The following is a 20,796-nucleotide window of genomic DNA, read 5'->3' as shown; positions in this document are numbered from 1 at the left end:
GGCCGGTTATCGAAAGATCACGAAGTTAGCAGTGTAAAAAATCGCCCGGAACACAGAGTCAGTTCTATTATTAGAGTATGAGCATAGGTCCAGAAGAGAACACCAGTGGCGGACGACCCACGGAAGTTCCCCAAAAGGGAGACCGCTATCTCTTTGGTAGTCTCGACAGCTTCGCAAAAAACCAGGAAAAACTGAAAGAGGTTAACTGGGGCTCCGAGCAGCCGGAGGGTATCGTGCTGGCGTCGCTCGATGCCGCTATCAACTGGGTTCGAAAGAACTCGGTGTGGCCAATGACCTTTGGACTGGCCTGCTGCGCGATCGAGATGATGTCGATGGGGGGATCCCGTTACGATATCGCCCGATTCGGCGCGGAGGTCTTTCGGCCTTCTCCACGGCAGAGCGACCTGATGATCATCGCCGGCAGGGTCTCCCAGAAGATGGCTCCTGTCATTCGCCGCCTCTATGAGCAGATGCCGGAGCCGAAGTGGGTAATCTCAATGGGTGCCTGTGCGACTTCAGGCGGTGTTTTTAATAATTACGCTTTGTTGCAGGGGGTGAATCAGGTTATCCCCGTGGATATTTACGTTCCGGGTTGCCCCCCCCGCCCGGAGCAGCTGTTGTACGCTATCACCCTGTTACAAGAGAAGATACAGCGCGAGCGTGGGTCGATGAGAAAGACCCTGAATCTTGCATGACCTTTTTTGAAATGCTAATAACTGCGAAGGTTCTCCCCACCCGGTCGTTCCTTGCGCAGAGGTAAAGTATTGAAAATATAGTTATCGGAGAGTATTTTTTACCGGTACAACTAGCAACCTGCGGTAAGCTTTACTGAATCGAAGCACCATATCAACAAGATCGAGCCGAAAAGGCTCTTGGAAGAATTTGAGCGGAGGATGTCGAATGGTTTATAGCCCTTTACGTAATTTTGGCCGGTTCGTACTGGCTGCATGTGCAGTCAGCCTTGGAGTCGCAAGTCTGGGTGCGCAGACTCCCAGCACAGCCGCCCCCACGGGCGCAAATCCCTCCCGTTTCGACGTCTTCACTGGATATTCCTATTTTGGAGCGCACGGCCAGTTGAAGCCACTGGGTGTCAATTACAGCTCAATTGACCTCGGTGCAATCGGAAGCGGCGCATACTACTTCAACAAATATTTTGGTGGCGAGATCAACTTTGTAGCCCATCCGGACGGAAAGAACGATGGACTGTACAGCGCCTCAGCCGGTCCAATCTTCCGCGCCCCCATGCAGAACTTCACGCTCTTCGCTCATGGCCTGGCTGGCGGAAGCAAATTGGTAGGGCCAAACTCCTATCATTCCTTCCAGTACCACAACCCCTGGACCTGGGGAACGACCCTCACGGTTGGCGGCGGTATGGACTATGACCTGCCCTTCTTCAACAACCGTTTTTCGTTCCGCCTGTTTGAAGCGGACTATCGCTACGTTCACACCAACTTCGGCCCCTACACCCCTCCTCCGAGCGGACCGACGGGTGGACGCGCCAATCTGAGCGGCGTGGACCTGAGCACGGGTATCGTGACGCACTTCGGTCATATCATTCCTCCTCCTCCTGTCACCTTTACCTGCTCGGCTTCGCCTTCTACGGGCTATCCTGGTGACCCGATCACTGTGACCGGAACGGCCGCGAACCTGAACCCGAAGAAGCCCGCGACCTATAACTGGACCTCCGATGGTGGCACTGTCGCTGGCACGGAAGCCACCGCCAATGTCACGACTACGAACCTGAATCCTGGCAGCTACACGGTCAAGGGCCATGTCTCCGAGGGCAATAAGCCTGGTGAGATGGCGGACTGCTCGGCTCCATTCACCATTCAGCAGTACCAGCCGCCGACGGTTAGCTGCTCGGCGAACCCGTCCACCGTGGCGCCTGGCGATTCTTCGACTATCACCGCCAACGGCACCAGCCCGCAGAATCGTCCGCTGACCTACAGCTACAGCTCGACGGCTGGATCGGTCACCGGCAACACTTCCACCGCGACCCTCAACACCACAGGAGCAGCACCGGGAACCATTACGGTGACGGCGAACGTGGTTGACGATAAGGGCCAGTCCGCTTCCTGCACCGCGACCGTAACGGTGAACGCGCCTCCGCCTCCGCCGGCGCCGACCACCCAGGCTCTCTGCTCGATCAACTTCGATCGTGACAAGCGCCGTCCAACCCGCGTGGACAACGAAGCCAAGGCCTGCCTCGATGAGGTTGCACTGAACCTGCAGCGTTCCTCGGATGCAAGTCTCGCAGTCGTAGGCAACGCCGCCAGCACAGAGAAGGCCGGAGCTAAGGCTGCTGCCTCCCGCGCTGTCAACACGAAGGACTACCTGGTGAAGGAGAAGGGCATCGATGCCAGCCGGGTCACGGTTTACACCGGATCGCAGGACGGCAAGACGGTCTCCTCCACGCTGGTTCCAACCGGAGCAACGCTTGATCAGACTGGACTTACCCAGGTTGATGAGAGCGCGGTGAAGGTTGTACCACGCAGCGGCCGGGCTCCTCGTCGCAAAAAGTAAGCTATAACCCTAACCAAAAGGCTGACCGGGAACCATCCCGGTCAGCCTTTTTTATTGCCCGTTCAGCTAACATCAAGGAGTAACGGTTTAGCTGAACGGATATCAGAATTTATGGGACACAATCGTAGACGCATCTTTTTTTTCGCACTGCTTATCGCCCTGGTCTGTTTTTCACCTCGTTTACAAGCCAGCCCGAACTGGCTGCCGTTTGGACCCGATGGAGGCGACGCCCGTTCGTTCGCCGTGGACCCCCACGACAACCAACACCTTTACCTGGGTACAGCGGTTGGCTGGATCTATGAGTCCCATGACGGCGGCGCACAGTGGAAGCGGCTCGCGCGTCTTGGAGATCGCGACGATTTGGTTCTGGACAACATTGTCATCGATCCATCAACGCCAAAGAGAATCCTGGTGGGGGCATGGGTGCTGGGTAGCACCGATGGTGGGCTCTTCGTTAGCAATGACGGTGGGGCGACGTGGAGTGCCGAGTCCGGGATGAAGGGTCAGTCGATCCGCGCGCTTGTAAACTCGCTCTCCGATCCGAAGGTATTTGTTACCGGGACGCTCAAAGGTGTCTATAAGAGCGTCGACAGCGGATCGAGCTGGAAGCTCATCAGCCCCGAAGGAAGCACAGAGCTTCACGAGGTCGAGTCGATCGCCATCGATCCGAAAGACCCGAAGATCGTCTACGCAGGCACATGGCATCTGCCCTGGAAGACCACGGACGATGGCGCGCATTGGTCAAACATCAAAGAAGGCGTGATCGACGATTCCGACGTCTTCTCGATCATCATCGATCCAAAGGACCCGAACGTGGTCTACGCCAGCGCCTGCTCCGGAATCTATAAGAGCGAGACCGCAGGCGGAAGATTTCAGAAGATCCAGGGAATTCCTTCGACGGCTCGCAGGACTCGCGTCTTGATGCAGGATCCTCAGCACCAGAACATCGTCTTCGCTGGAACGACCGAGGGACTCTATCGGACGGTAGATTCGGGCAAGACGTGGAACCGTACGACAGGGCCTGAGCTGATCGTCAATGACGTCTACATCAACCCTGCAGATTCAAACAGGATCATGCTGGCGACAGATCGTGGAGGAATTCTGGTTTCGAACGACGGAGGCGCCAGCTTCCGCGCGACGAATACCGGCTTCTCAGCGCGGCATATCACCTCTTACGTCGAGGACATCAACCACCCCGGAACGATCTATGTGGGGATGGTCAACGACAAGGCGTGGGGCGGCGCATTCGTCAGCACCAACGGCGGTCTGGCATGGGCGCAGAAAAGTGCGGGGCTTGAAGCGCACGACGTCCTCAGCCTAGGCCAAGCTTCTGATGGAACCATTCTGGCAGGAACAAGGCACGGGATCTACCGGCTGAATGGAGAGCTCTGGAGCAAGGTCGATAAGGTCTCGCTTGAGCTTCCTGTCACAGAGGCTCCGCCCGTCGCTAAGCCGGTCACGGTTAGGAAGAAGGGAGCAGCGGCGCGGAAGGTTGCTCCCAAAGCTGCTCCGGCGAAGAAGAAGCCTGCGCCGAAGCCGTTCGACGGAGCTGTGTTTGCTTTTGCACGCGACGGGCAACAGGTCTTCGCCGCGACCGCGGACGGAATCCTGTCGAGCCAGGATGGCGGCCAGAGCTGGACGCTTTCCGCAGACCCTCAGGGGCACGTCTGGTATACGATCGCCTCCTCGAAGGGAACGGTTCTTGCGACTTCGCTGTCGAAGGCATCGCTTACGACCGATGGTGGCCACACCTGGGCTGCCGTCACCCCTCCTTCAGAACTGACCCAGATTTCCGCTGTTGCAGTGGACGGATTCGGCGGCCTCTGGATCGGCGGACGCGAGGGTGTCTATCTTTCCGAGGACAAGGGAGCCAGCTGGCAGGTGGTGAAGAACCTGTTTGTTCGCGACGTGAACAGCCTCTTCTATGACGAGAGGGGACAGCGCGTTCTGATTACGGCGAACAGCTCGACGAAGATTGCGTTCGCGGCTCACCTGCCCGACAAGAAGGTGACCTACTGGAACACCGGATGGGACCTGCGGCTGATGCGGCCGGTTGGAGACCACATGGTGGCTGCGACGCTGTTCGATGGCGTGGTCATTCAGCCGGAGATGGTGAACTCGAGCGAAGTCGCGAAGCACTGAGAACAGCTTCGCGAAGCTCGTTGGGGAGGATTAGAATCGTTCTATGAGCTTCGAGACCACCCCAACAAGCTTCGCAACCACTGCCGGTTTTCAGGCGCCGCTTACGCAGCCTCGACATTCGTTTCAGACCGACGATCGGTCTCTGGAGCCGATTGCGCAGAAGGTGCTGGCCGGCGAACGGCTGAGCTTCGAGGATGGAGTTCGGCTCTATCGCAGCGGCGACATTCTCGCAGTCGGCTGGCTGGCGAACTTCGTTCGCGAGAAGCTGCATGGCAACGTCGCTTACTTCAACGTCAATCGCCATATCAATCCGACCAACGTATGCGTTGCCTCGTGCAGGCTGTGCGCGTTCGGCCGCAAGAAGGGTGATGCCGGGACGTATACGATGGCCCTCGAAGAGGCGTGGGAGACGGCTGGCGCCGGCTACACGGAGGCAGTGACGGAGTTCCACATCGTCGGCGGCCTGCATCCCGATCTTCCTTTCGAGTACTTCATGGACCTGGTGCGCGGGTTGAAGGAGCGGTTTCCGAAGGTCCATATCAAGGCGTTCACGATGGTTGAGGTCGCTTTCCTTGCCAAGCGAGGCAAGATGACGATTCCCGAGACGCTGGAGCGGATGAAGGCCGCGGGCGTCGACTCGATGCCCGGAGGCGGCGCGGAGATCTTTGCCGACAGGATCCGGCACATCATCTGCGACCACAAGATCGACGGCTCGGAGTGGCTGGAGACGGCGCGGCAAGCGCATAAGATCGGGCTACGATCGAATGCGACGATGCTCTACGGCCACGTGGAGAATGAAGAGGACCGCGTGGACCACCTGGTTCGCCTGCGCGAGGTTCAGGACGAGACGGGCGGGTTTCAGACGTTCATTCCGCTCTCGTTTCACCCCGACAACACGGCGCTGGCTCACATTCCGCGGACGACGGGAATGCTGGATATGAAGCAGATCGCCGTGGGGCGGTTGATGCTCGACAACTTCTCGCACATCAAGAGCTACTGGCAGATGGTCTCGCCGAAGATGGCGCAGATCTCGCTGCGGTTCGGGGCAGACGACATCGACGGAACCGTCATCGAGGAGAAGATCTATCACGACGCCGGCGCGACCACTCCGCAGGGGCTGAGGCGGAAGGACCTGGTCAGGCTGATCACCGAGGCGGGCCGGGAGCCGTTCGAGCGGGACACGATGTACCGCGCAGTGACCCGGACCGAGGATTCATTCACGGTCGCGGTTTAGATTCTCCTTCGGGGGTACCCTCGTAGTTTTCGTGCAAAGTCTTCCATCTTTTAGAGTTAAGTCCGGACCTGCTTTTATGTCCGCTCAAGTGAAAAGCCCCGGAGAGAATTCTCCGGGGCTTTTCTGACTTTGTATTCAGGTTAGCAGAAGGGAACTATCGAATCGGCGGATTTTATTCTCTGTAAGCTGCTTGTTTTGTTAGAGTTGTTATTTTTCAGCACTTGACAGGTGCGGCGGACCCCCTGATCTGATCCAGCAGTAACAGCGAGTCAGAGCAAGTCCATCTCTCAAAACATCGGCCATTTTTGAAGTGCAAAATGCTAATACCTGGAAGCTCGATTTGCCGCCCAACCGCAGCAACGCCCATAAAAGCCTTTTCTTGCGTTCCAGTAATTACATAGCGGACAACCAACGTTTCGTCATCTTCGATGATTTCGTGAACTGTCACTTGTGCATCTGGAAAGACTTCCCAAAAGGCATTGTAGAACCGCTTCACGCCTTCCAATCCCGGCTCAACTCCATGATATCCATGCAAAACGATGTCGTCGGAGTAGAGACGGAAATAGTCTTGTCGTTTGCCGGGATCAGCAAAACACCTGAGCGCTTGTCCGATGGTTTGTCGGTTGGACATGCGTTCATTTTAACGATGTCTCGCGTTCAAGATATCGCAGAGAAATCGAGGATATGGAGGTAGGAGAACTCAATGCGGAAGAGCTTCATTTTAGATCTTTACGCCGCGTGGTCTGATGGGTCTCTAAATTCCTCATCCTCGCTACTGATTCGGTGACGTCAGAACTCTTTGGCCAAGATTTTCTCGATTTCAAAAAAGTGCTCGCTGAGGAGCTTGGAAGGCGATTGCGATGAGCTGTTGTGGGGTGCGAATCTCTGGCAAACGATCTCAAGCGGTTCCCACGGAGAAGTTCGAGACGACACCTCCCAGCTGGTAAAGCCCCTGTCTCTCGTGGCCTTCAGTTGCAGAGATCGCACTTCGACCACAACCGTCGCAAAGTCAAAATATGGCGATCCGCTAGATAACTCGGGCACGATACGTCCACCAAAGATGCTGAACATATCTCCGAATTCTGATTCGACCTCTTCCTTAAGCCGTTTCAAATTACTCACAGCTCCTCTTTGATCGAGGCGAAAGATTTGGTTAAACAGACTGTAGGTCCACACAAACGGTCGACTGAGCAACCACAGCCTCAGACGGCTGACCTGAAGAGATGTCGGTAGACCTCCAGATGTGCGGCGAGGCGCCTGATAAGCCATAAATAATCATAAACAAGCCTCTGCCAGCTGTTGCTGTCGGGCAAGGCGGTGGAAATGACGAGGAGTGGAAAGCATGGAAAGCCATAAACCTGGCTTCCCACCCTTCCCACTCCTTTTGGAAATCCCTTCGGGATTACCACATTCCCACCGCTGCGACTACGGGACCTATGTCAAAAGCGACAAGGTGACTGGACGTCAATCACCGCAAGGGGCTTGTAACGGACGCCTCAGGGTCCACAACGTAAATGCATGTCTCCGCACACTCAGCGTCTGGATCTTGCGCCGCTCTTCTATGGGAAGGAAAATTCGTCTTGCGGAAAGTGCTGCATTCCCAGATTGAACTTGATGGACGCCTTTTCTGACATGCCTGCTCATCCTTCCGATCATTCCAGCCGATATGCCCCTAACGTGGGATAGTCGGGGAAAAACCCTGATTCTTAGTCTGATGACTTATGGAGGGAAAAGAAATGCGGTTCTCAGAGAGTCTGCTTCACCGCCGGACACGGGAGATCTGGCCAGGACAACGGGAGAGGGAGGCCGGCTACTTCGACATGCATCCTCCTGGAGAGGTTTTTCGCGGGATCGTCTATACCTCGGTGCTCTGGGGTTTGCTGGCGTTTGGCGTCTATACGATTTACGGGATAGTTGCGGGGGTTCGTTAGCGCGTTGCCCGGTGCGATAGCATCCTAGAAAGATGCCCAATGCGACTCCAGCGAGCCACTGGATCTGGTTTCATGTCTATGTCTTCGTCCTGATGGCCGTGGAGTTTCTGTACGTCCGCTGGCAGCGCTCCAGACGCCCGGCGGAGGAGACGATCCACTCGACCTCGATGATTGCAACCGTTGTGTGGGTAGGGGCAGCCCTGGCGTTCGCTCTTTTTATTCTCCGCACCCTGGGAGGCGAGGCGGCCACGCAGTACCTGGCCGGTTATGCGATCGAAGAGGCTCTCTCGGTCGATAATCTGTTCGTCTTTCTTCTTCTCTTCCGGTTTTTCCGAATCGAAGCTCTGAATCAACCCAAGGTGCTCTTCTGGGGTGTGACCGGAGCGATTGTGATGCGCGGCAGCTTTATTTTGGCAGGTATCGGCCTGCTGACGCGCTTTGAGTGGGTCAGCTACCTGTTCGCACTCGTCCTTCTGATCGCGTCGATTCGATTGCTGGCGCCGGAGGATGAGAAGGCGAAGGAGAAGACCCCGCGGTGGCTACTGTGGATCTCGCGACTGAGACCCGTGAGCCTGAGGCAGGACGTCTTTGTAACGAAGGAGAATGGCAGGCGCATGATGACCGTGCTGCTGCTGACGCTGATGGCGATCGAGGTAACGGATCTGGTCTTCGCGATCGACTCGATTCCGGCGGTGCTCTCGATCACGCGGCATCCTTTTCTGGCATACACCTCAAACATCATGGCGGTGATGGGGCTGCGATCGTTGTACTTCCTGCTGGCCCACCTTCTGACGAAGCTTCAATTTCTCCACTATGGACTGGCGGCTGTGCTGGCGTTTGCAGCATTGAAGATGCTGACGGCACATTTCTTCAAGATCGGGCCGGTGGTCTCGCTGGCGGTGGTGGCGACGATGCTAGCGATCACGATTGCCGTGTCCCTGGTGGCAGCACGCCGAAGTTCCGGGACTGCCTGACTCCTGGAAATAGGACTTGTATTGTCCTATTTATATTTTTCCGCTAGAACTGAAATACCATGACACGTTCCTCCGGACATGCCTTTTTGCGGGCGACTCGCCTGACTCACCTGTATCTCGGTGTTTTTACAGCTCCTGCCCTGCTGTTCTTTGCCTTTACGGGCGCTCTTCAAACCTTCAGCCTGCACGAGACGACGCGGGGCAGCTCGTACAAGCCTCCGGCATGGGCGGTAACGCTTGGCCAGATTCACAAGAAGCAGACGCCGGTTGTGCCGGTGCGAAAGCCGCCTGCGCCGGAGGTGACGGCGGGAGCGGGGCGCCGGGGCGAGGGAGGAGAGAATGCCGCTGCTAAGGGTGCTTCCAGAGATGCAACGAGATCGAGAGGAGAGGAAGGCGCAGGGCGTGCCGCGGACCAGCCCAGAGTTGCTCCGGGCCAGTCGGTTGCTGCAGTTCCGAGCGAGCCGTCAGCTGCGGCTGGGAAGAAGCATCATCCTCTACCGATGAAGATCTTTTTCCTGATTGTGGCGATCTCTCTGTTTCTGTCGACGCTGACGGGAATTTATATGTCGTACAAGTATGTGCGCAATCGCAGGATGGTGACGGCTCTGCTGATCCTGGGGACGGTGATTCCCTTGATCCTGGTCTTTGTGTAACGAGCATCGACGCATCGGAAGTTAGAGAGGAACGGCGCAGCCAGCAGAAGCTGCGCCGTTCCTTTGTCGTCATCCGAGCCAGGTGTGCTTCAACTGGATCCCCGCTTCCTGCAGTGAATGGAAGAAGTCGAGGCGACTCTGCTGCATGACGGAGTGGCGGGCGATAGGTTCGCGCTGGGGAAAGTCGTGACGATAGTGAGCACCTCGGCTCTCGTGGCGCGCGAGCGCGGAGGCGACGATGATGGTGGCGACAGCGTGAAGATTCCGTGCCTCGATCGCCGGTCGCGAGAGGCCGCGTGGCATGGTTGCGGCGAGTGCGGCGAGGGCGTGCTGCATGGCTTCGAGGCCCTTAGCATCGCGGAGGAGTCCAGCGTACTTCCACATGTTGGAGCGGAGATCCTGAACCCAGCGCTCAATCTGAGCGTCGGCGGTGCGGCCTTCTTCGAAGGTGTAGGGAGCCTGGAGAGTGGTTACGGGACGGAGGGACGGTGCGATCGGGGCGACACGATCGGTGTCTGCGATCATGGCCTCCGCGGCGAGCGCGCCGAAGACGAGCCCTTCGAGAAGAGAGTTGGAGGCGAGACGGTTGGCTCCGTGGACACCGGTGCAGGCGGCCTCGCCTGCACCGTAGAGGCCGGGGAGTGTGGTGCGGCCGTGAATGTCGGTGAGGATGCCTCCCATGAGATAGTGCGCGGCGGGACGGACGGGGATGAGGTCGCGGTTGAGATCGAGGTGATACTTGGCGAGAAAAGCCGAGATCCCGGGAAATCGAGAGTGCAGGTCTTTGGTGACGTGGCGCATGTCGAGGTAGACCGGGCCGTCCATGCCTTCGCGGGTGATGGCACGGGCGACGACATCGCGCGGGGCGAGCTCGAGGAGCGGATGGTAGTGCTGCATGAAGCGCTCGCCCTTGGCATTGACGAGATACGCGTCTTCGCCACGCAGGGCTTCGCTGAGCAGAAAGCGCGGAGCGTTGGGCGCGCTGAAGGCGGTGGGATGGAATTGGTAGAACTCCATGTCGCTGACGGCCGCACCGGCACGCCATGCCATGGCGATGCCATCCCCGGTGGCAACCGCGGGATTGGTGGTGTCGCTATAGACCTGTCCCGCGCCGCCGCTGGCGATGAGGGTAGCGCGTGCAGCGATGGTGAGGATGCCGCCTTCGCCGTCGAGCAACGTAGCTCCGGTGACCAGCGGCTGCCCGTCGGCGGACCCATCGATGGCCCCGTCGGCAGATTCAAGAAGGAGGTCGATTCCGGTGGTCCATTCGAGCAGGCAAATGTTAGGGATGGCGCGGACGTGACGGAGGAGAGAGACGGCGATCTCCTTGCCGGTGGCGTCGCCGTTGGCGTGAAGGATGCGCGAGCGGCTGTGCGCGCCTTCGCGGGTGAGCATCAGCTCGCCGTTTTCGCGATCGAAGGCGGTTCCCCATTCGAGAAGCTCCTGCACACGCTGCGGACCCTGCTCGACGAGGATGCGCGCGGCTTCGGGATCGACCAGGCCATCTCCTGCGGCGAGAGTGTCTTCCAGGTGGAGTGCGACGTCTTCGTCTCCGCCCATGGCTACGGCGATGCCACCTTGCGCGTAGGCGGTGTTGGATTCGGCCAACTCTTCTTTAGTCACAACAAGCACGGAGCCGGTGCGGGCGAGGCGGATGGCTGCGCTGAGGCCGGCGATTCCGGCCCCGATGACGAGGAAGTCGACCTGATGTTCGGATGGGTCTGCAGGGATGGAATCAGCGGGCGGCACTGCGGTTGGCACAACGTCTCCTCATCCTCAATGCTATCTGATCGAGCGGGCCTGAACGAAATCCTTACGATAGGATGAAGGTATTGTGCCTTCGATTCAACTCAAGACGCCGAGCGCCAGCTACGAGATTGTGATCGCACCGGGGCTGTTGAAGACGCTTCCGACTCGATTGAAGAAACTCAAGGGCGGCAAGCCGTTCCGTACTTTTCTTGTGACCTCACCCGAGATCTGGGGACTTTGGGGCAAGCAGGTCATCGCGGCCTTCGGCAAGGAACAGCCGACCGTGTTGTTTCTTCCTGCGGGCGAGAGGCACAAGCGCATTCGCACGCTGGAGTCGCTGCTGGAGCAGATGGCCGCAGCGGGAGCGGATCGCGATGCGCTGCTGGTTGCCTTTGGCGGCGGCGTTGTGGGGGACGTGACCGGTTTTCTGGCTGCGATCTACATGCGCGGCGTGCCCTATGTGCAGTTTCCGACGACGCTGCTGGCGCAGGTGGACTCCTCTGTCGGCGGCAAGACGGGCGTGAATCTGGCGGCGGGAAAGAACCTTGTAGGAAGCTTTAATCATCCTCTGGCGGTTCTAGCCGATACGGATGTGCTGAAGACTCTGCCTGCCGCAGAGCTGCGTGCGGGGTTGCAGGAGTCCGTGAAGGCCGGGATTATTCGGGATGCGAAGCTGTTTCGGTATCTCGAGAACAATGCCGATGCCGTACTTGGCGGAGACCCGAAAGCCCTGGCCCATGTTGTGGCTGCCAGTGTTCGCGTGAAGGCGGATGTGGTTGCGAACGACGAGCGTGAGGCAGGGCTGCGGATGATCCTGAACTACGGACATACGCTGGGCCACGCCATCGAGGCTGCTACAGGCTACAAGCAGCTTCTGCATGGCGAAGCAGTGGGTTGGGGAAGCATCGCGGCGACTCGTTTAGGAGTGATGCGCGGGATGATCGGCGAGGTGGAGGCTGACCGTATCATTCAACTCATTCTGCGCTATGGGCCGTTGAGCGGCTTCAAGGCGAGTGCCACGAAACTCGTCGAGCTGACATCGAATGACAAGAAGAATCGCAGCGGAACGCTCAGCTTCGTTCTGCCGCAGAAGATTGGCGGGGTGGCGATCGTTCGCGATGTGACGCGTGACGAGATGCTGGCTGCTGCGGAGTGGATGCTGAAAGAGATGCGCGAGCAGACCGCGAGCTCGGTTACAGGGAAGAAGCGAAGACGGTGATGGCAGAACGGCAGGTTCGGCTGGAACATGAGCTCTCTACGGGAGCGCGGCCAACAGGCGCGACGACGGAGGCGTCTGCGGCGGCGAATGTGCAGCAGATGTTCGACTCCATCGCGCCGAAGTACGACCTGCTGAATCATCTGCTCTCGATGGGGCTGGATCGACGGTGGTGGTCGCAGACTGCGCAAAGCTTTCGCGCTGTTCTGATACGTCCGGAGGCGGCGGTGCTGGATCTCTGCTGCGGCACCGGCGATATGACCATGGCTTTGATGAAGTATCGGCCAGCCGGAGTGGGCGAGGCCCCCGTCTTTGCGGTGGACTTTTCGCGCGAGATGCTGGCACGCGGCAAAGAGAAGTTCGCAGGCCACAACATCGTTGCGATCGAGGCCGATGCGCTCCATCTGCCGTTGAGCGATAACTCTCTGGATCTGGTCACTTCGGCGTTCGGCTTTCGCAACCTGGCCAACTACGAGGAAGGCCTGGCGGAGCTGTATCGCGTGCTCAGGCCGGGAGGCCAGATTGGGATCCTGGACTGCAACCAGCCGGAGGGAGTTACAGGCGCGCTCTACAACCTCTACTTCAAGCGGGTGCTTCCGTGGGTCGGTGGGTTGATCTCGGGAGACAGGGGCGCTTACAGCTATCTGCCGGCATCGGTGGAGCGCTTTCCCCGTCCGAAGCGAATGCTGGAGCTGATACGCGCGGCGGGCTTCCGCGACGCGGGCTGGACTGGGTATACCTTGGGCACGGCAGGGCTGTACCGCGCCACAAAGCCGTAATGCGCGAGCACACGCCGGCACGGTAGGATTGAGTGTTCATGAGCTCTGTCGCCACCCCGGAAAATGCCCGCTCCACTCCGAAGGAGAAGCGCGCTGCCGCGCTGTTCTCGGTGCTGGCGGCTCTGGGGATCACCCTGCTGAAGCTTTTGACGGGAATCCTGACCGGTTCGCTGGGAATGTTGTCGGAGGCGGCGCACTCGACGGTAGACCTGGTTGCGGCAGGCATCACGCTGTTCTCGGTGCGGGTGTCGGACCGTCCGGCTGACGATACCCACAACTACGGGCATGGCAAGGTGGAGAGCCTCTCCGCATTCGTGGAATCCGTTATCATGCTGGGTTCCTGCGTATGGATCGTCACCGAGGCGGTCAAGCGGATTACGTCGCGCGAGAACCTTTCCCTGAAGCCGTCGCCGTGGCCTTTCGTCGTATTGATTCTTTCGATCGTGGTGGATTTTACGCGATCGCGCAGGCTGCACAAGATTGCCCTCGAATCCTCGAGCCAGGCTCTCGAGGCGGACGCGATTCACTTCAGCACGGATATCTGGTCTTCGCTGGCGGTCATGGTGGGTCTCACGGCCTCTTTCGTGGGAACACGGTGGAATATGCCCCGGCTCCAGCTCGCGGACCCTTTCGCGGCGCTCGTCGTTTCAGGAATCATCCTCCACGTGACCTGGGGATTGGCGCGCCGAACGATCGACGCGCTGCTTGACGCCACGCCGAAGGAGACTCGCGAAGCGACGCGGGAGCTCGAGCAGGAGCTGAAGGGCATCCATGGCGTACTCGCCGTAAATCGTTTCCGCACACGGAGGTCCGGCGCCGACTACTTCGCGGACCTGACCCTGGGGCTGGCGCAGAACCTGACCTTCCAACGCACGGAGCAGATTACGCAAGAGGCGACCGCAGCGGTGGAGCGGCACCTTCCCGGGGCCGACGTCGTGATTCATACGCTGCCCATGGCGACCGGTACGGAGAGCGTTCACGATCGCGTTCGAGCTGTGGCGGCGCGCATGAACCTTACGACCCACGATGTCAGCGTCCAGCGTTTTGGGCAGCAGCTGCAGGTAGAACAGCATCTGGAGGTCAATGAAACCATGCAGCTGCAGCAGGCGCACGAGTTGGCGACGCGCCTGGAGGCAGAGATCCAGCGCGAGATTCCCCAGGTAGCCTCGATCCTGACCCACATCGAGAGCGAACCCGCGACCATCGAGCAGCCTGAATCGCAGGAGCGCGACCGTCAGCTTGAGGTAAGGCTGCGGCGCGTGGCGGTGACCTTTCCGGAGATTCTGGACATTCACGATGTGATGGTCACTCGCATCGGAGCGCACCTGCAGGTGAATTGTCATTGCACCATGCCGGACGATCTGCCGATGGCCAAGGTTCATTCTGTCATCACCTCGCTCGAGGGCGCCTTTAAACTGGATGCACCCGAGGTGGACCGGCTCCTTATCCACCCGGAGCCTGCGACGGATAACCGACGATGACAACAGTGCGTGTGCGATTTGTGGGATGGGCCCCGGTAAAGCGTTTCTTCAACATCGTTCTGGGCGCGATGGCAATGGTCGCGGTGGCGATGTTCTCAGCCTTTCTGGCGATGCGGCTGGCCATCCATGGCCGCGAAGTGAAGGTTCCGCAGCTGGCGCATATGACCATCGGAGAGGCCAGCCGCAAGGCGAGCTCCATGGGCTTGCGGCTGCAGCTCGAAAACAGGTTCTATTCCCCGGACATTCCGGCGGGCCAGGTGCTTGCACAATACCCCGTGGCAGGGGCTACAGTTCGCCGCCAATGGCCGGTTAGGGTGACGCAGAGTCTTGGATCGCAACAGGTCTCCATCCCGAATCTGAAGGGCGCGGGCGAACGAGCGGCTTCCATCAACCTGCGGCGGTTGGGGCTGGAACTGGGGACTGTAGGCCATGTCGCATTGCCGGGACCCGCGGGAGTGGTTGTAGCGCAGACCCCCGCTCCGGGAGCCGAGGGTGTTGAGAGACCCAGGGTGAGCATTCTGCTGAACGATGGGCCGGAGGAGGCCTCAGCCGGATATGTGATGCCCTCGCTGGTGGGCCTGACGATCTCAGGCGCCTACGTGAGGGCGGGAGCAGCAGGCCTTAGGATTGTGAGCGCGGAGGATGTAACTCCCACAGCGGCGGCTGTCGTAGAGCCTGCCGCACCGGGCAAGACAGCTCCGGTGGCCACAGCGGTGGCGGCATTGACTCCAGGAATCGTGGTTGCGCAAAGTCCGCTTGCGGGTCATCGCGTGGCCCGAGGGGATACGGTACAACTGTCCCTCACTCACTGATGCGAACGAGCTGAATTCAGACTTGGCCAAAACTACAGTTCGGAAGAACGATGTGGAAGGCCGTGCTCCAATTGCTCGACTAGTTTCTTGACATGCCTCTTAAGAGAATCACGCGTCGCACCATAGCTAACACTGGTGGGTGGTACATCGTTCCACTGTTCGATCGTGGACTGAGCAGAAGCAACCTGCACATCCATGGGCAGCACGGTTCCAATCGTGATCACACGCTGAGATGCGGATACGTCAGAAGCCCTGACTGCTGACGGATGAAACGAACTCACATCGAAACCATCGCCGCGCAGGCCCTGAATAATTGAAGGTGGCACCGTCGTTGAGTCGGGAGCTGTGCCACGCGATACCGCCCGGAAAGGTAACCGACGCTCCTGGACCATTTGATTGAAGTAAGACGCCGCCATGAGGCTCTTAACGTTGCCGTGTTCACAGACGAAGAGTACCTGAGAATCTTGAGTCTGGGAGTGACTTTTCGATACGGAGCAACTGAGTGTCAGTACCAAAGCAGAAATCGTTACGATCTTGATCGGAGAGAGAGACACGGGCCAGCCTCCGGATGCTTCTGATGTTAGGTGTTAAGCGCCCCGGAACATATTTGTCAAGGATTCTACGTTTGCCCGTCATAACCCATAAAGTGGCCATTTTGTTGGCTTATAGGTTGTTTTTCACAGAGCCGGTTAGCCGACGTCGCGCAGGAGGCCAGACCGGGTACACGGTTCCTGGCAATCGGCTTAGCGTTTGCGTTCAAGGAGCGCGGCAAAGAATCCATCTCCAGGATGAACCCCCGGCAACGTGCGCAGGTAGTTGCCGCGAACAGCCGTGGGATCGACCTCGCGCAATAGACCGGCAGCTGTAAGGCGGCTGACGACCGGCCCTACCGGAAGGATACGGACGAGGCTAGCTATCGCGGGTTCGGCTACGACCGCCTCAACGACCTTTTCGCACTCTTCCGCCTCGAGCGAACAGGTGGAATAGAGCAAACGCCCTCCCGAAGCGAGACGAGGGATGGCTGCACGAAGGATTTTGCGTTGATGGTCGGCATGCCGTGCCAGATCGGAAGGCTCAAGCCGGAGGCGGATCTCCGGATTTCGCCCGAGGGTTCCGGTGCCGCTGCAGGGAACGTCGGCAAGGATGATGTCGAAGTCTGCGAAAGATAAGGGTGCAGCGGTCGCGTCCGCTAACTCCGTCTGGACGTGCGTGGCATACGAATATTGCATAAGGCGGGATCGCATTGCGGCAAGGCGGCGTTCGCTTCTATCGGTGGCAAGGATGGCCGCAGCGGGCAACCGGTTGGCGAGGATAAGAGTTTTGCCGCCCGGTGCTGCACAGGCGTCCCATACATGCTTTGCCTGCGGAACGGATGCTGCGGCAAGCTCGGCCACCAGCCGCGAGCCGTCGTCCATTCGAGGAAGATCTGCCTCGGTGGATTCGTTGAAGAGAGCGGAATTCTTTGGTTCTTCCTGTCCTGCTTCGCAGATCTTAATTGCGGCGGATCGTCCATAGCTCGCGGCCCAGCGCTCAACAAGCCACCGTGGGTGCGAGAGGCGCTGCGCGATGGCGGCTGTGCTCTCGTGGAGTGGCCGTCCGGGAGCCTTCAGAGAGGTGAGCTTACGCAGGATGGCATTGACCATGCCTGCGGCGTGCGGGTTGCCGCTGGCGCGGGTAAGCTCGACGCTCTCGTTGAGGGCAGCGTGTGGCGGAATCCGGTCGAGGTGTATGAGCTGGAAGGCTCCAAGGCGGAGCGCGATGGCGACGGGTTCGGCAAGCCGTTGATCGGGGCGTTGAAGGAGCGGCTGGATACGGGCATCCAACGCGATCTGCCAGCGAAGGGTGCCGAGGACCAGCGCCGTCGCAAGATTGCGGTCTTCCGCAGAGAGCGGTGCCGTATGCGAAGAATGAAGAAGATCGTCGCTGTTGCCCTTTCCCTCGGCAACGAGCATAAGAATCTCGAAGGCAGCCTTTCGGGCGGGTGAGATTGATTTGTGGATAGGTTCTGGCAAGCGGTTGCCTCGATTATACGAGCCCGAGAGTCCTGTATCCCTCTGATGCGACGGGACCGCAACGTGAAAACAAAAGATCCGTGCTTCCCGTGAGCGGAGCAAAGGCGAGCCGAAGGGAAGAAGCCCTGTCCTACAGGCTTTTGGTGACGTGTTACAGGGCCCGGAGTAGTATAGCCACGCGTCATCCTCGCAGTCCGGGTCCCTGTTCGTATCCTGTACGCAGAAAAAAGGAGTTCCCATGAAGCGTCTGTTTTTCTCCCTCTCTCTCCTGGCCGTCACATTCTTTGCCGCCGCATCTTTGAGCGCCCAATCCGCGCCTCCGGCGGGCGCAACCGGTCTCTGCAAAGACGGAAGCTACACGACCGCTGCCTCGAAGAGCGGAGCCTGCCGTGGTCACCAGGGGATCAAGCAGTGGCTCGCCGCAGCCCCGGCTGCGCCGGCAGCAGCAGCCTCTTCCACCAAGGCCGCTACGCCAGCCGCTCCCGCTGCAGCCGCCACTCCCGCAGCCACTGCGCCTGCGGCACCGGCAACCCCCGTAGCGACGACTGCTCCAGCAGCCAAGGCCGCTCCGCACCACACCACGATTGCCACTGCGGCTCCTGGAGGTGGTCCGGGGATGGTCTGGCTCAACACCGAATCGAACATATATCACTGCTCCGGCTCGCAGTTCTATGGCAAGACCAAGCAGGGATCCTATATGTCAGAGGCGGATGCCAAGGCTAAAGGCGCTCACGCCGATCACAATCATCCCTGCACCAAGTAAGACGGAGTTTTAGCGAGCTATCCGCGCAAGCTGATCAGCCGAATCATCTCCACCAGGAGATCGCCCGAGATCTGCAGCGAGTGGGCGCTGACCTTATCCAGGGTGTCCAGGGCGGTGTGATGATATCCGCCCTCCGGATGCTCCTGGGTCGGGGGGCCGTAGTCGAGGTCGACTACATCGAGCACTGGAACTCCGCGCTGCCGGAACGGAAGATGATCGTCCATCACGGTCGTTTCGTTCTTGAAGACGAAGGAGGCGTGTCCCGTGTTCTTCGCCGCGGTGGCCAGAAGATCCAGCAGCCAGGGAGTCGAGTTGGAGTCGCGGTCGATGTTCAGGTCCTTGTCGCCGATCATGTCGGCGACGAGGAATGCTTTGATCTTTTTGATGGAGCCGTCCTGCGACCACTTTGCTGCGAGATGCCGGGTGCCGTAGAGGGAGTCGCGATCGCTCCATGTCTGGATCGCCTCCTCGCCGTCGTCGAAGACCAGCCAGACGCTGTAGCCCTCAGGAGGATGCGTTCGCAGATAGCGGCCGAGTTCGATTAACAAGGCAGTGGTTGCGCCGCCGTCATTGGCTCCGACGAAGTTGATGTCGCGGAGTGGATAGTTGGTCTCGTAGTGGGTGGCGATGACGATGACGCCGTCTTTTTTGCCCGGGTAACGCACGATGAAGTTCTTCATCGCCAGCTGGCCTGCGGGGGTCGAGGCGCTGAAGCTGTCGGTCTCGAAGTTTCCCTTCGCGGCTTCCTCGGTGAAGTGGGAGCGGATGAACTCTTCCGCCTTGGCGTGGTCGGGCGAGCCGATCCAACGGTGCGGGGCGACAGCGATGTACTGCTTGGTCAGGTCATAGGCGGCCTGCCCGCTGAACTTCGCTGCGGGCCTGGGCGCGGCCTTCTGTGCCTGAACCGGGTGAACGGCAAGCAAGAGAGCGGTGGAGAAGAATAGAGAGCAAAATACTGAAGGTGAAGCGCACTTCCTGCGGATCATGCGGACTTCGCCTCTTTCCGTCGCGCCGGATTGAAGACCCATGCGACTCCCACCCCGAGCATGTACAGAACCAGCATCGGCAGGGCAAACAGGCACATGCTCACCGGGTCGGGAAGAGGACAGATGATGGCCGCGATGACGAAGATCGCGAGCACCGCGTAACGGATGTGGCGGATGAGGAACTTCGCATCCACGATGCCGAGGATGGAGAGGAAGAAGATCAGGATGGGAAGCTCGAAGGTGATGCCGAGGCCGAGGATCACCGCGAGAAAGAAGCTGGTGTAGTCCTCGATGGTGATGATCGGATGAAAGCGCTTGCCGAAGTCACCGATCAGCACTTTGAGAGCGCCGGGAAGCACCCATTGGTATCCGAACCAGACCCCGGCGAGAAACAGCGTGACCGTCGCGGTCATAAACGGAATCACATATTTCTTCTCATTGGAGTACATGCCCGGCGCGATAAACAGCCAGAGCTGGTAGAGGATGAAGGGGGAGGCGAGGATCGCGCCACCGACGAGAGAAGTCTTCAGGTAGAGGTTCAGGCCATCGGTTGGATGGGTGAAGTTCAACGGCAGGTTGAGCATGTCGATGGGTCTCGACACCAGGCCGTAGAGGCGCTCGTGAAAGGCGTAGGCGACGGCAAAGCCAATCAGCAGATAAACCACTGAGTGGATAAGGCGCTTACGTAGCTCGCCCAGATGCTCCATCAGGCTCATGCCTGGAAGCTCGGCGCGGTCTGTAACCGCTGTACGAGCGCGGTCGACCAGATCATCCATGCAGTTGTGCCTCGCTTGCTATGTGGTCCGGGGCGTCCGGAGTGTGGCCTTCGGAGGGATCAGACAGGAAGGTTGTTGTTCCTGGAGCTTCTACGTGAGGGACCGAGTCGAAGGCATGGGAGATGGAGGAGCTCTCCACGGGCAGACCGGTGGAGGGAGGCATCAGGTTGAGATCGCCTGAAGTCGCAATCGGCAGCGGAGCGGTCTCCGGCTCCGAGGCGCTTTCGATAGAAAGATCCCCTGAGGCGTCAGCTGGAGCCGCGATCGTATTTTCGGTTCCGTCGGAGATAGCGGGTGTCGGCGGTGCCGCGGCTTCCATGGCGGCTATTTTCTTCTGCTGTTCGGACTGCTCGGAGAGGCGAAGCTCTTCCTCCATTTGCATACGGAACTCGTTGGAGGCACGGCGGAATTCGCCCATCAGCTTTCCGAGTTGGCGCGCGAGTTCGGGCAGCTTCTTCGGGCCGAAGAGAATCAGGGCAAGGATAAAGATGAAGGCGCTGTCGCCGAAGCTCGGCATAATTCTTTTTATGATACGGCCTTGATCGAAGAGCGACAATGGCCCCGCGAGGGTCTTTATCCTGTTGTAAAATCGATGTTGTAATGCCACCTCGCCGGATGACGGGGTAGCGGGAAAGAAAAAGATGTGTCGTTCCCGTTAAAAGATCGTCCAATGCAGTAGAAGCGGCGAGAGCCGCTGCAGTGAAGTAACGCAGGTTGTAGATGTTTGGTTGCAACATCCCCGTGGGTTGGGTAATGGCTTTTGAG

The 20,796-nt window shown here is 59.0% G+C and carries 19 protein-coding genes; 12 read left to right on the top strand and 7 right to left on the bottom strand.

From position 1 onward, the window contains the following. Positions 1 to 77 precede the first annotated feature (77 nt). The 4 genes from AC5S26_RS21545 to mqnE all read left to right on the top strand — a co-directional run bounded on the left by AC5S26_RS21545 (position 78) and on the right by mqnE (position 5,899). On the top strand, positions 78 to 695 hold the full coding sequence (locus AC5S26_RS21545) for an NADH-quinone oxidoreductase subunit B (RefSeq protein ID WP_494187004.1): 618 nt from the start codon (positions 78 to 80) through the stop codon (positions 693 to 695). Positions 696 to 900: 205 nt separating this feature from the next. Continuing rightward, positions 901 to 2,523 carry an OmpA family protein gene (locus AC5S26_RS21540; RefSeq protein ID WP_494187003.1) on the top strand — a complete coding sequence of 541 codons (1,623 nt, stop codon included), beginning with the start codon at positions 901 to 903 and terminating at the stop codon, positions 2,521 to 2,523. A gap of 111 nt (positions 2,524 to 2,634) precedes the next feature. Next, the gene (locus tag AC5S26_RS21535; RefSeq protein ID WP_494187002.1) at positions 2,635 to 4,665 is read left to right on the top strand and encodes a WD40/YVTN/BNR-like repeat-containing protein; all 2,031 of its coding nucleotides are present in this window, start codon (positions 2,635 to 2,637) and stop codon (positions 4,663 to 4,665) included. 43 nt (positions 4,666 to 4,708) lie between these two features. Beyond that, entirely contained in the window at positions 4,709 to 5,899 is a 1,191-nt protein-coding gene (gene mqnE / locus AC5S26_RS21530; protein ID WP_494187001.1) for an aminofutalosine synthase MqnE, read from the top strand. A gap of 214 nt (positions 5,900 to 6,113) precedes the next feature. On the opposite strand, the gene AC5S26_RS21525 is transcribed toward mqnE, so the two are convergent. After that, a complete protein-coding gene (locus AC5S26_RS21525) occupies positions 6,114 to 6,530 on the bottom strand; it encodes an ester cyclase (protein ID WP_494187000.1) in 417 nt (138 codons plus the stop codon). A gap of 1,105 nt (positions 6,531 to 7,635) precedes the next feature. On the opposite strand from AC5S26_RS21525, the gene AC5S26_RS21520 reads away from it, so the two are divergent. From AC5S26_RS21520 to AC5S26_RS21510, 3 genes are read left to right on the top strand one after another with little or no spacing between them, the layout of a single operon-like run. Next, entirely contained in the window at positions 7,636 to 7,830 is a 195-nt protein-coding gene (locus tag AC5S26_RS21520; protein WP_494186999.1) for a hypothetical protein, read from the top strand. Positions 7,831 to 7,862: 32 nt separating this feature from the next. Continuing rightward, on the top strand, positions 7,863 to 8,804 hold the full coding sequence (locus AC5S26_RS21515) for a TerC/Alx family metal homeostasis membrane protein (RefSeq protein ID WP_494186998.1): 942 nt from the start codon (positions 7,863 to 7,865) through the stop codon (positions 8,802 to 8,804). Between the two features lie 59 nt (positions 8,805 to 8,863). Continuing rightward, on the top strand, positions 8,864 to 9,457 hold the full coding sequence (locus AC5S26_RS21510; protein WP_494186997.1) for a PepSY domain-containing protein: 594 nt from the start codon (positions 8,864 to 8,866) through the stop codon (positions 9,455 to 9,457). Between the two features lie 69 nt (positions 9,458 to 9,526). On the opposite strand, the gene nadB is transcribed toward AC5S26_RS21510, so the two are convergent. Continuing rightward, positions 9,527 to 11,218, bottom strand: a complete 1,692-nt coding sequence (gene nadB / locus AC5S26_RS21505) for an L-aspartate oxidase (RefSeq protein WP_494186996.1) — start codon at positions 11,216 to 11,218, stop codon at positions 9,527 to 9,529. A 73-nt stretch (positions 11,219 to 11,291) separates the two neighbouring features. Between nadB and aroB the strand changes: the two genes are divergently transcribed. The 4 genes from aroB to AC5S26_RS21485 are packed head-to-tail and all read left to right on the top strand — an operon-like array spanning position 11,292 to position 15,494. Then, positions 11,292 to 12,425 (top strand): 3-dehydroquinate synthase, encoded by a 1,134-nt coding sequence (aroB, locus tag AC5S26_RS21500; protein WP_494186995.1) that lies wholly within the window; start codon positions 11,292 to 11,294, stop codon positions 12,423 to 12,425. Then, complete coding sequence (gene ubiE / locus AC5S26_RS21495) at positions 12,425 to 13,201, top strand: bifunctional demethylmenaquinone methyltransferase/2-methoxy-6-polyprenyl-1,4-benzoquinol methylase UbiE (RefSeq protein WP_494186994.1); 777 nt, start codon at positions 12,425 to 12,427, stop codon at positions 13,199 to 13,201. Before aroB ends, ubiE begins: the two co-directional genes overlap by 1 nt. A gap of 38 nt (positions 13,202 to 13,239) precedes the next feature. After that, positions 13,240 to 14,682, top strand: a complete 1,443-nt coding sequence (locus tag AC5S26_RS21490) for a cation diffusion facilitator family transporter (protein WP_494186993.1) — start codon at positions 13,240 to 13,242, stop codon at positions 14,680 to 14,682. Beyond that, entirely contained in the window at positions 14,679 to 15,494 is an 816-nt protein-coding gene (locus AC5S26_RS21485; RefSeq protein ID WP_494186992.1) for a PASTA domain-containing protein, read from the top strand. The genes AC5S26_RS21490 and AC5S26_RS21485 overlap by 4 nt, the downstream gene beginning before the upstream one ends. A 32-nt stretch (positions 15,495 to 15,526) precedes the next feature. On the opposite strand, the gene AC5S26_RS21480 is transcribed toward AC5S26_RS21485, so the two are convergent. Further along, positions 15,527 to 16,048 carry an arsenate-mycothiol transferase ArsC gene (locus AC5S26_RS21480; RefSeq protein ID WP_494186991.1) on the bottom strand — a complete coding sequence of 174 codons (522 nt, stop codon included), beginning with the start codon at positions 16,046 to 16,048 and terminating at the stop codon, positions 15,527 to 15,529. Positions 16,049 to 16,237: 189 nt separating this feature from the next. Continuing rightward, a complete protein-coding gene (locus AC5S26_RS21475; protein WP_494186990.1) occupies positions 16,238 to 17,506 on the bottom strand; it encodes a transcription antitermination factor NusB in 1,269 nt (422 codons plus the stop codon). Between the two features lie 238 nt (positions 17,507 to 17,744). Between AC5S26_RS21475 and AC5S26_RS21470 the strand changes: the two genes are divergently transcribed. Beyond that, positions 17,745 to 18,269, top strand: a complete 525-nt coding sequence (locus AC5S26_RS21470) for a DUF3761 domain-containing protein (protein WP_494186989.1) — start codon at positions 17,745 to 17,747, stop codon at positions 18,267 to 18,269. Positions 18,270 to 18,286: 17 nt separating this feature from the next. Here the strand turns inward: AC5S26_RS21470 and AC5S26_RS21465 are convergent, their stop codons facing one another. From AC5S26_RS21465 to AC5S26_RS21455, 3 genes are read right to left on the bottom strand one after another with little or no spacing between them, the layout of a single operon-like run. Beyond that, entirely contained in the window at positions 18,287 to 19,255 is a 969-nt protein-coding gene (locus AC5S26_RS21465) for a M28 family peptidase (RefSeq protein ID WP_494186988.1), read from the bottom strand. Next, the gene (gene tatC, locus AC5S26_RS21460) at positions 19,252 to 20,031 is read right to left on the bottom strand and encodes a twin-arginine translocase subunit TatC (RefSeq protein ID WP_494186987.1); all 780 of its coding nucleotides are present in this window, start codon (positions 20,029 to 20,031) and stop codon (positions 19,252 to 19,254) included. Before tatC ends, AC5S26_RS21465 begins: the two co-directional genes overlap by 4 nt. Then, the gene (locus tag AC5S26_RS21455; protein WP_494186986.1) at positions 20,024 to 20,548 is read right to left on the bottom strand and encodes a twin-arginine translocase TatA/TatE family subunit; all 525 of its coding nucleotides are present in this window, start codon (positions 20,546 to 20,548) and stop codon (positions 20,024 to 20,026) included. The genes tatC and AC5S26_RS21455 overlap by 8 nt, the downstream gene beginning before the upstream one ends. Positions 20,549 to 20,796 lie beyond the last annotated feature (248 nt).

The sequence above is a fragment of the Edaphobacter sp. FHG110511_03 genome, assembly GCF_059115365.1.
This window is presented reverse-complemented; position numbering and strand designations above follow the sequence as displayed.

Coding starts and splice junctions, on each gene's coding strand:
- AC5S26_RS21515 (WP_494186998.1), top strand. CDS start 7,863: ATGCCCAATGCGACTCCAGCGAGCCACTGGATCTGGTTTCATGTCTAT.
- AC5S26_RS21535 (WP_494187002.1), top strand. CDS start 2,635: ATGGGACACAATCGTAGACGCATCTTTTTTTTCGCACTGCTTATCGCC.
- AC5S26_RS21485 (WP_494186992.1), top strand. CDS start 14,679: ATGACAACAGTGCGTGTGCGATTTGTGGGATGGGCCCCGGTAAAGCGT.
- AC5S26_RS21545 (WP_494187004.1), top strand. CDS start 78: ATGAGCATAGGTCCAGAAGAGAACACCAGTGGCGGACGACCCACGGAA.
- AC5S26_RS21510 (WP_494186997.1), top strand. CDS start 8,864: ATGACACGTTCCTCCGGACATGCCTTTTTGCGGGCGACTCGCCTGACT.
- AC5S26_RS21525 (WP_494187000.1), bottom strand. CDS start 6,530: ATGTCCAACCGACAAACCATCGGACAAGCGCTCAGGTGTTTTGCTGAT.
- AC5S26_RS21465 (WP_494186988.1), bottom strand. CDS start 19,255: ATGATCCGCAGGAAGTGCGCTTCACCTTCAGTATTTTGCTCTCTATTC.
- AC5S26_RS21520 (WP_494186999.1), top strand. CDS start 7,636: ATGCGGTTCTCAGAGAGTCTGCTTCACCGCCGGACACGGGAGATCTGG.
- AC5S26_RS21540 (WP_494187003.1), top strand. CDS start 901: ATGGTTTATAGCCCTTTACGTAATTTTGGCCGGTTCGTACTGGCTGCA.
- mqnE (WP_494187001.1), top strand. CDS start 4,709: ATGAGCTTCGAGACCACCCCAACAAGCTTCGCAACCACTGCCGGTTTT.
- ubiE (WP_494186994.1), top strand. CDS start 12,425: ATGGCAGAACGGCAGGTTCGGCTGGAACATGAGCTCTCTACGGGAGCG.
- AC5S26_RS21455 (WP_494186986.1), bottom strand. CDS start 20,548: ATGCCGAGCTTCGGCGACAGCGCCTTCATCTTTATCCTTGCCCTGATT.
- AC5S26_RS21470 (WP_494186989.1), top strand. CDS start 17,745: ATGAAGCGTCTGTTTTTCTCCCTCTCTCTCCTGGCCGTCACATTCTTT.
- tatC (WP_494186987.1), bottom strand. CDS start 20,031: ATGGATGATCTGGTCGACCGCGCTCGTACAGCGGTTACAGACCGCGCC.
- AC5S26_RS21490 (WP_494186993.1), top strand. CDS start 13,240: ATGAGCTCTGTCGCCACCCCGGAAAATGCCCGCTCCACTCCGAAGGAG.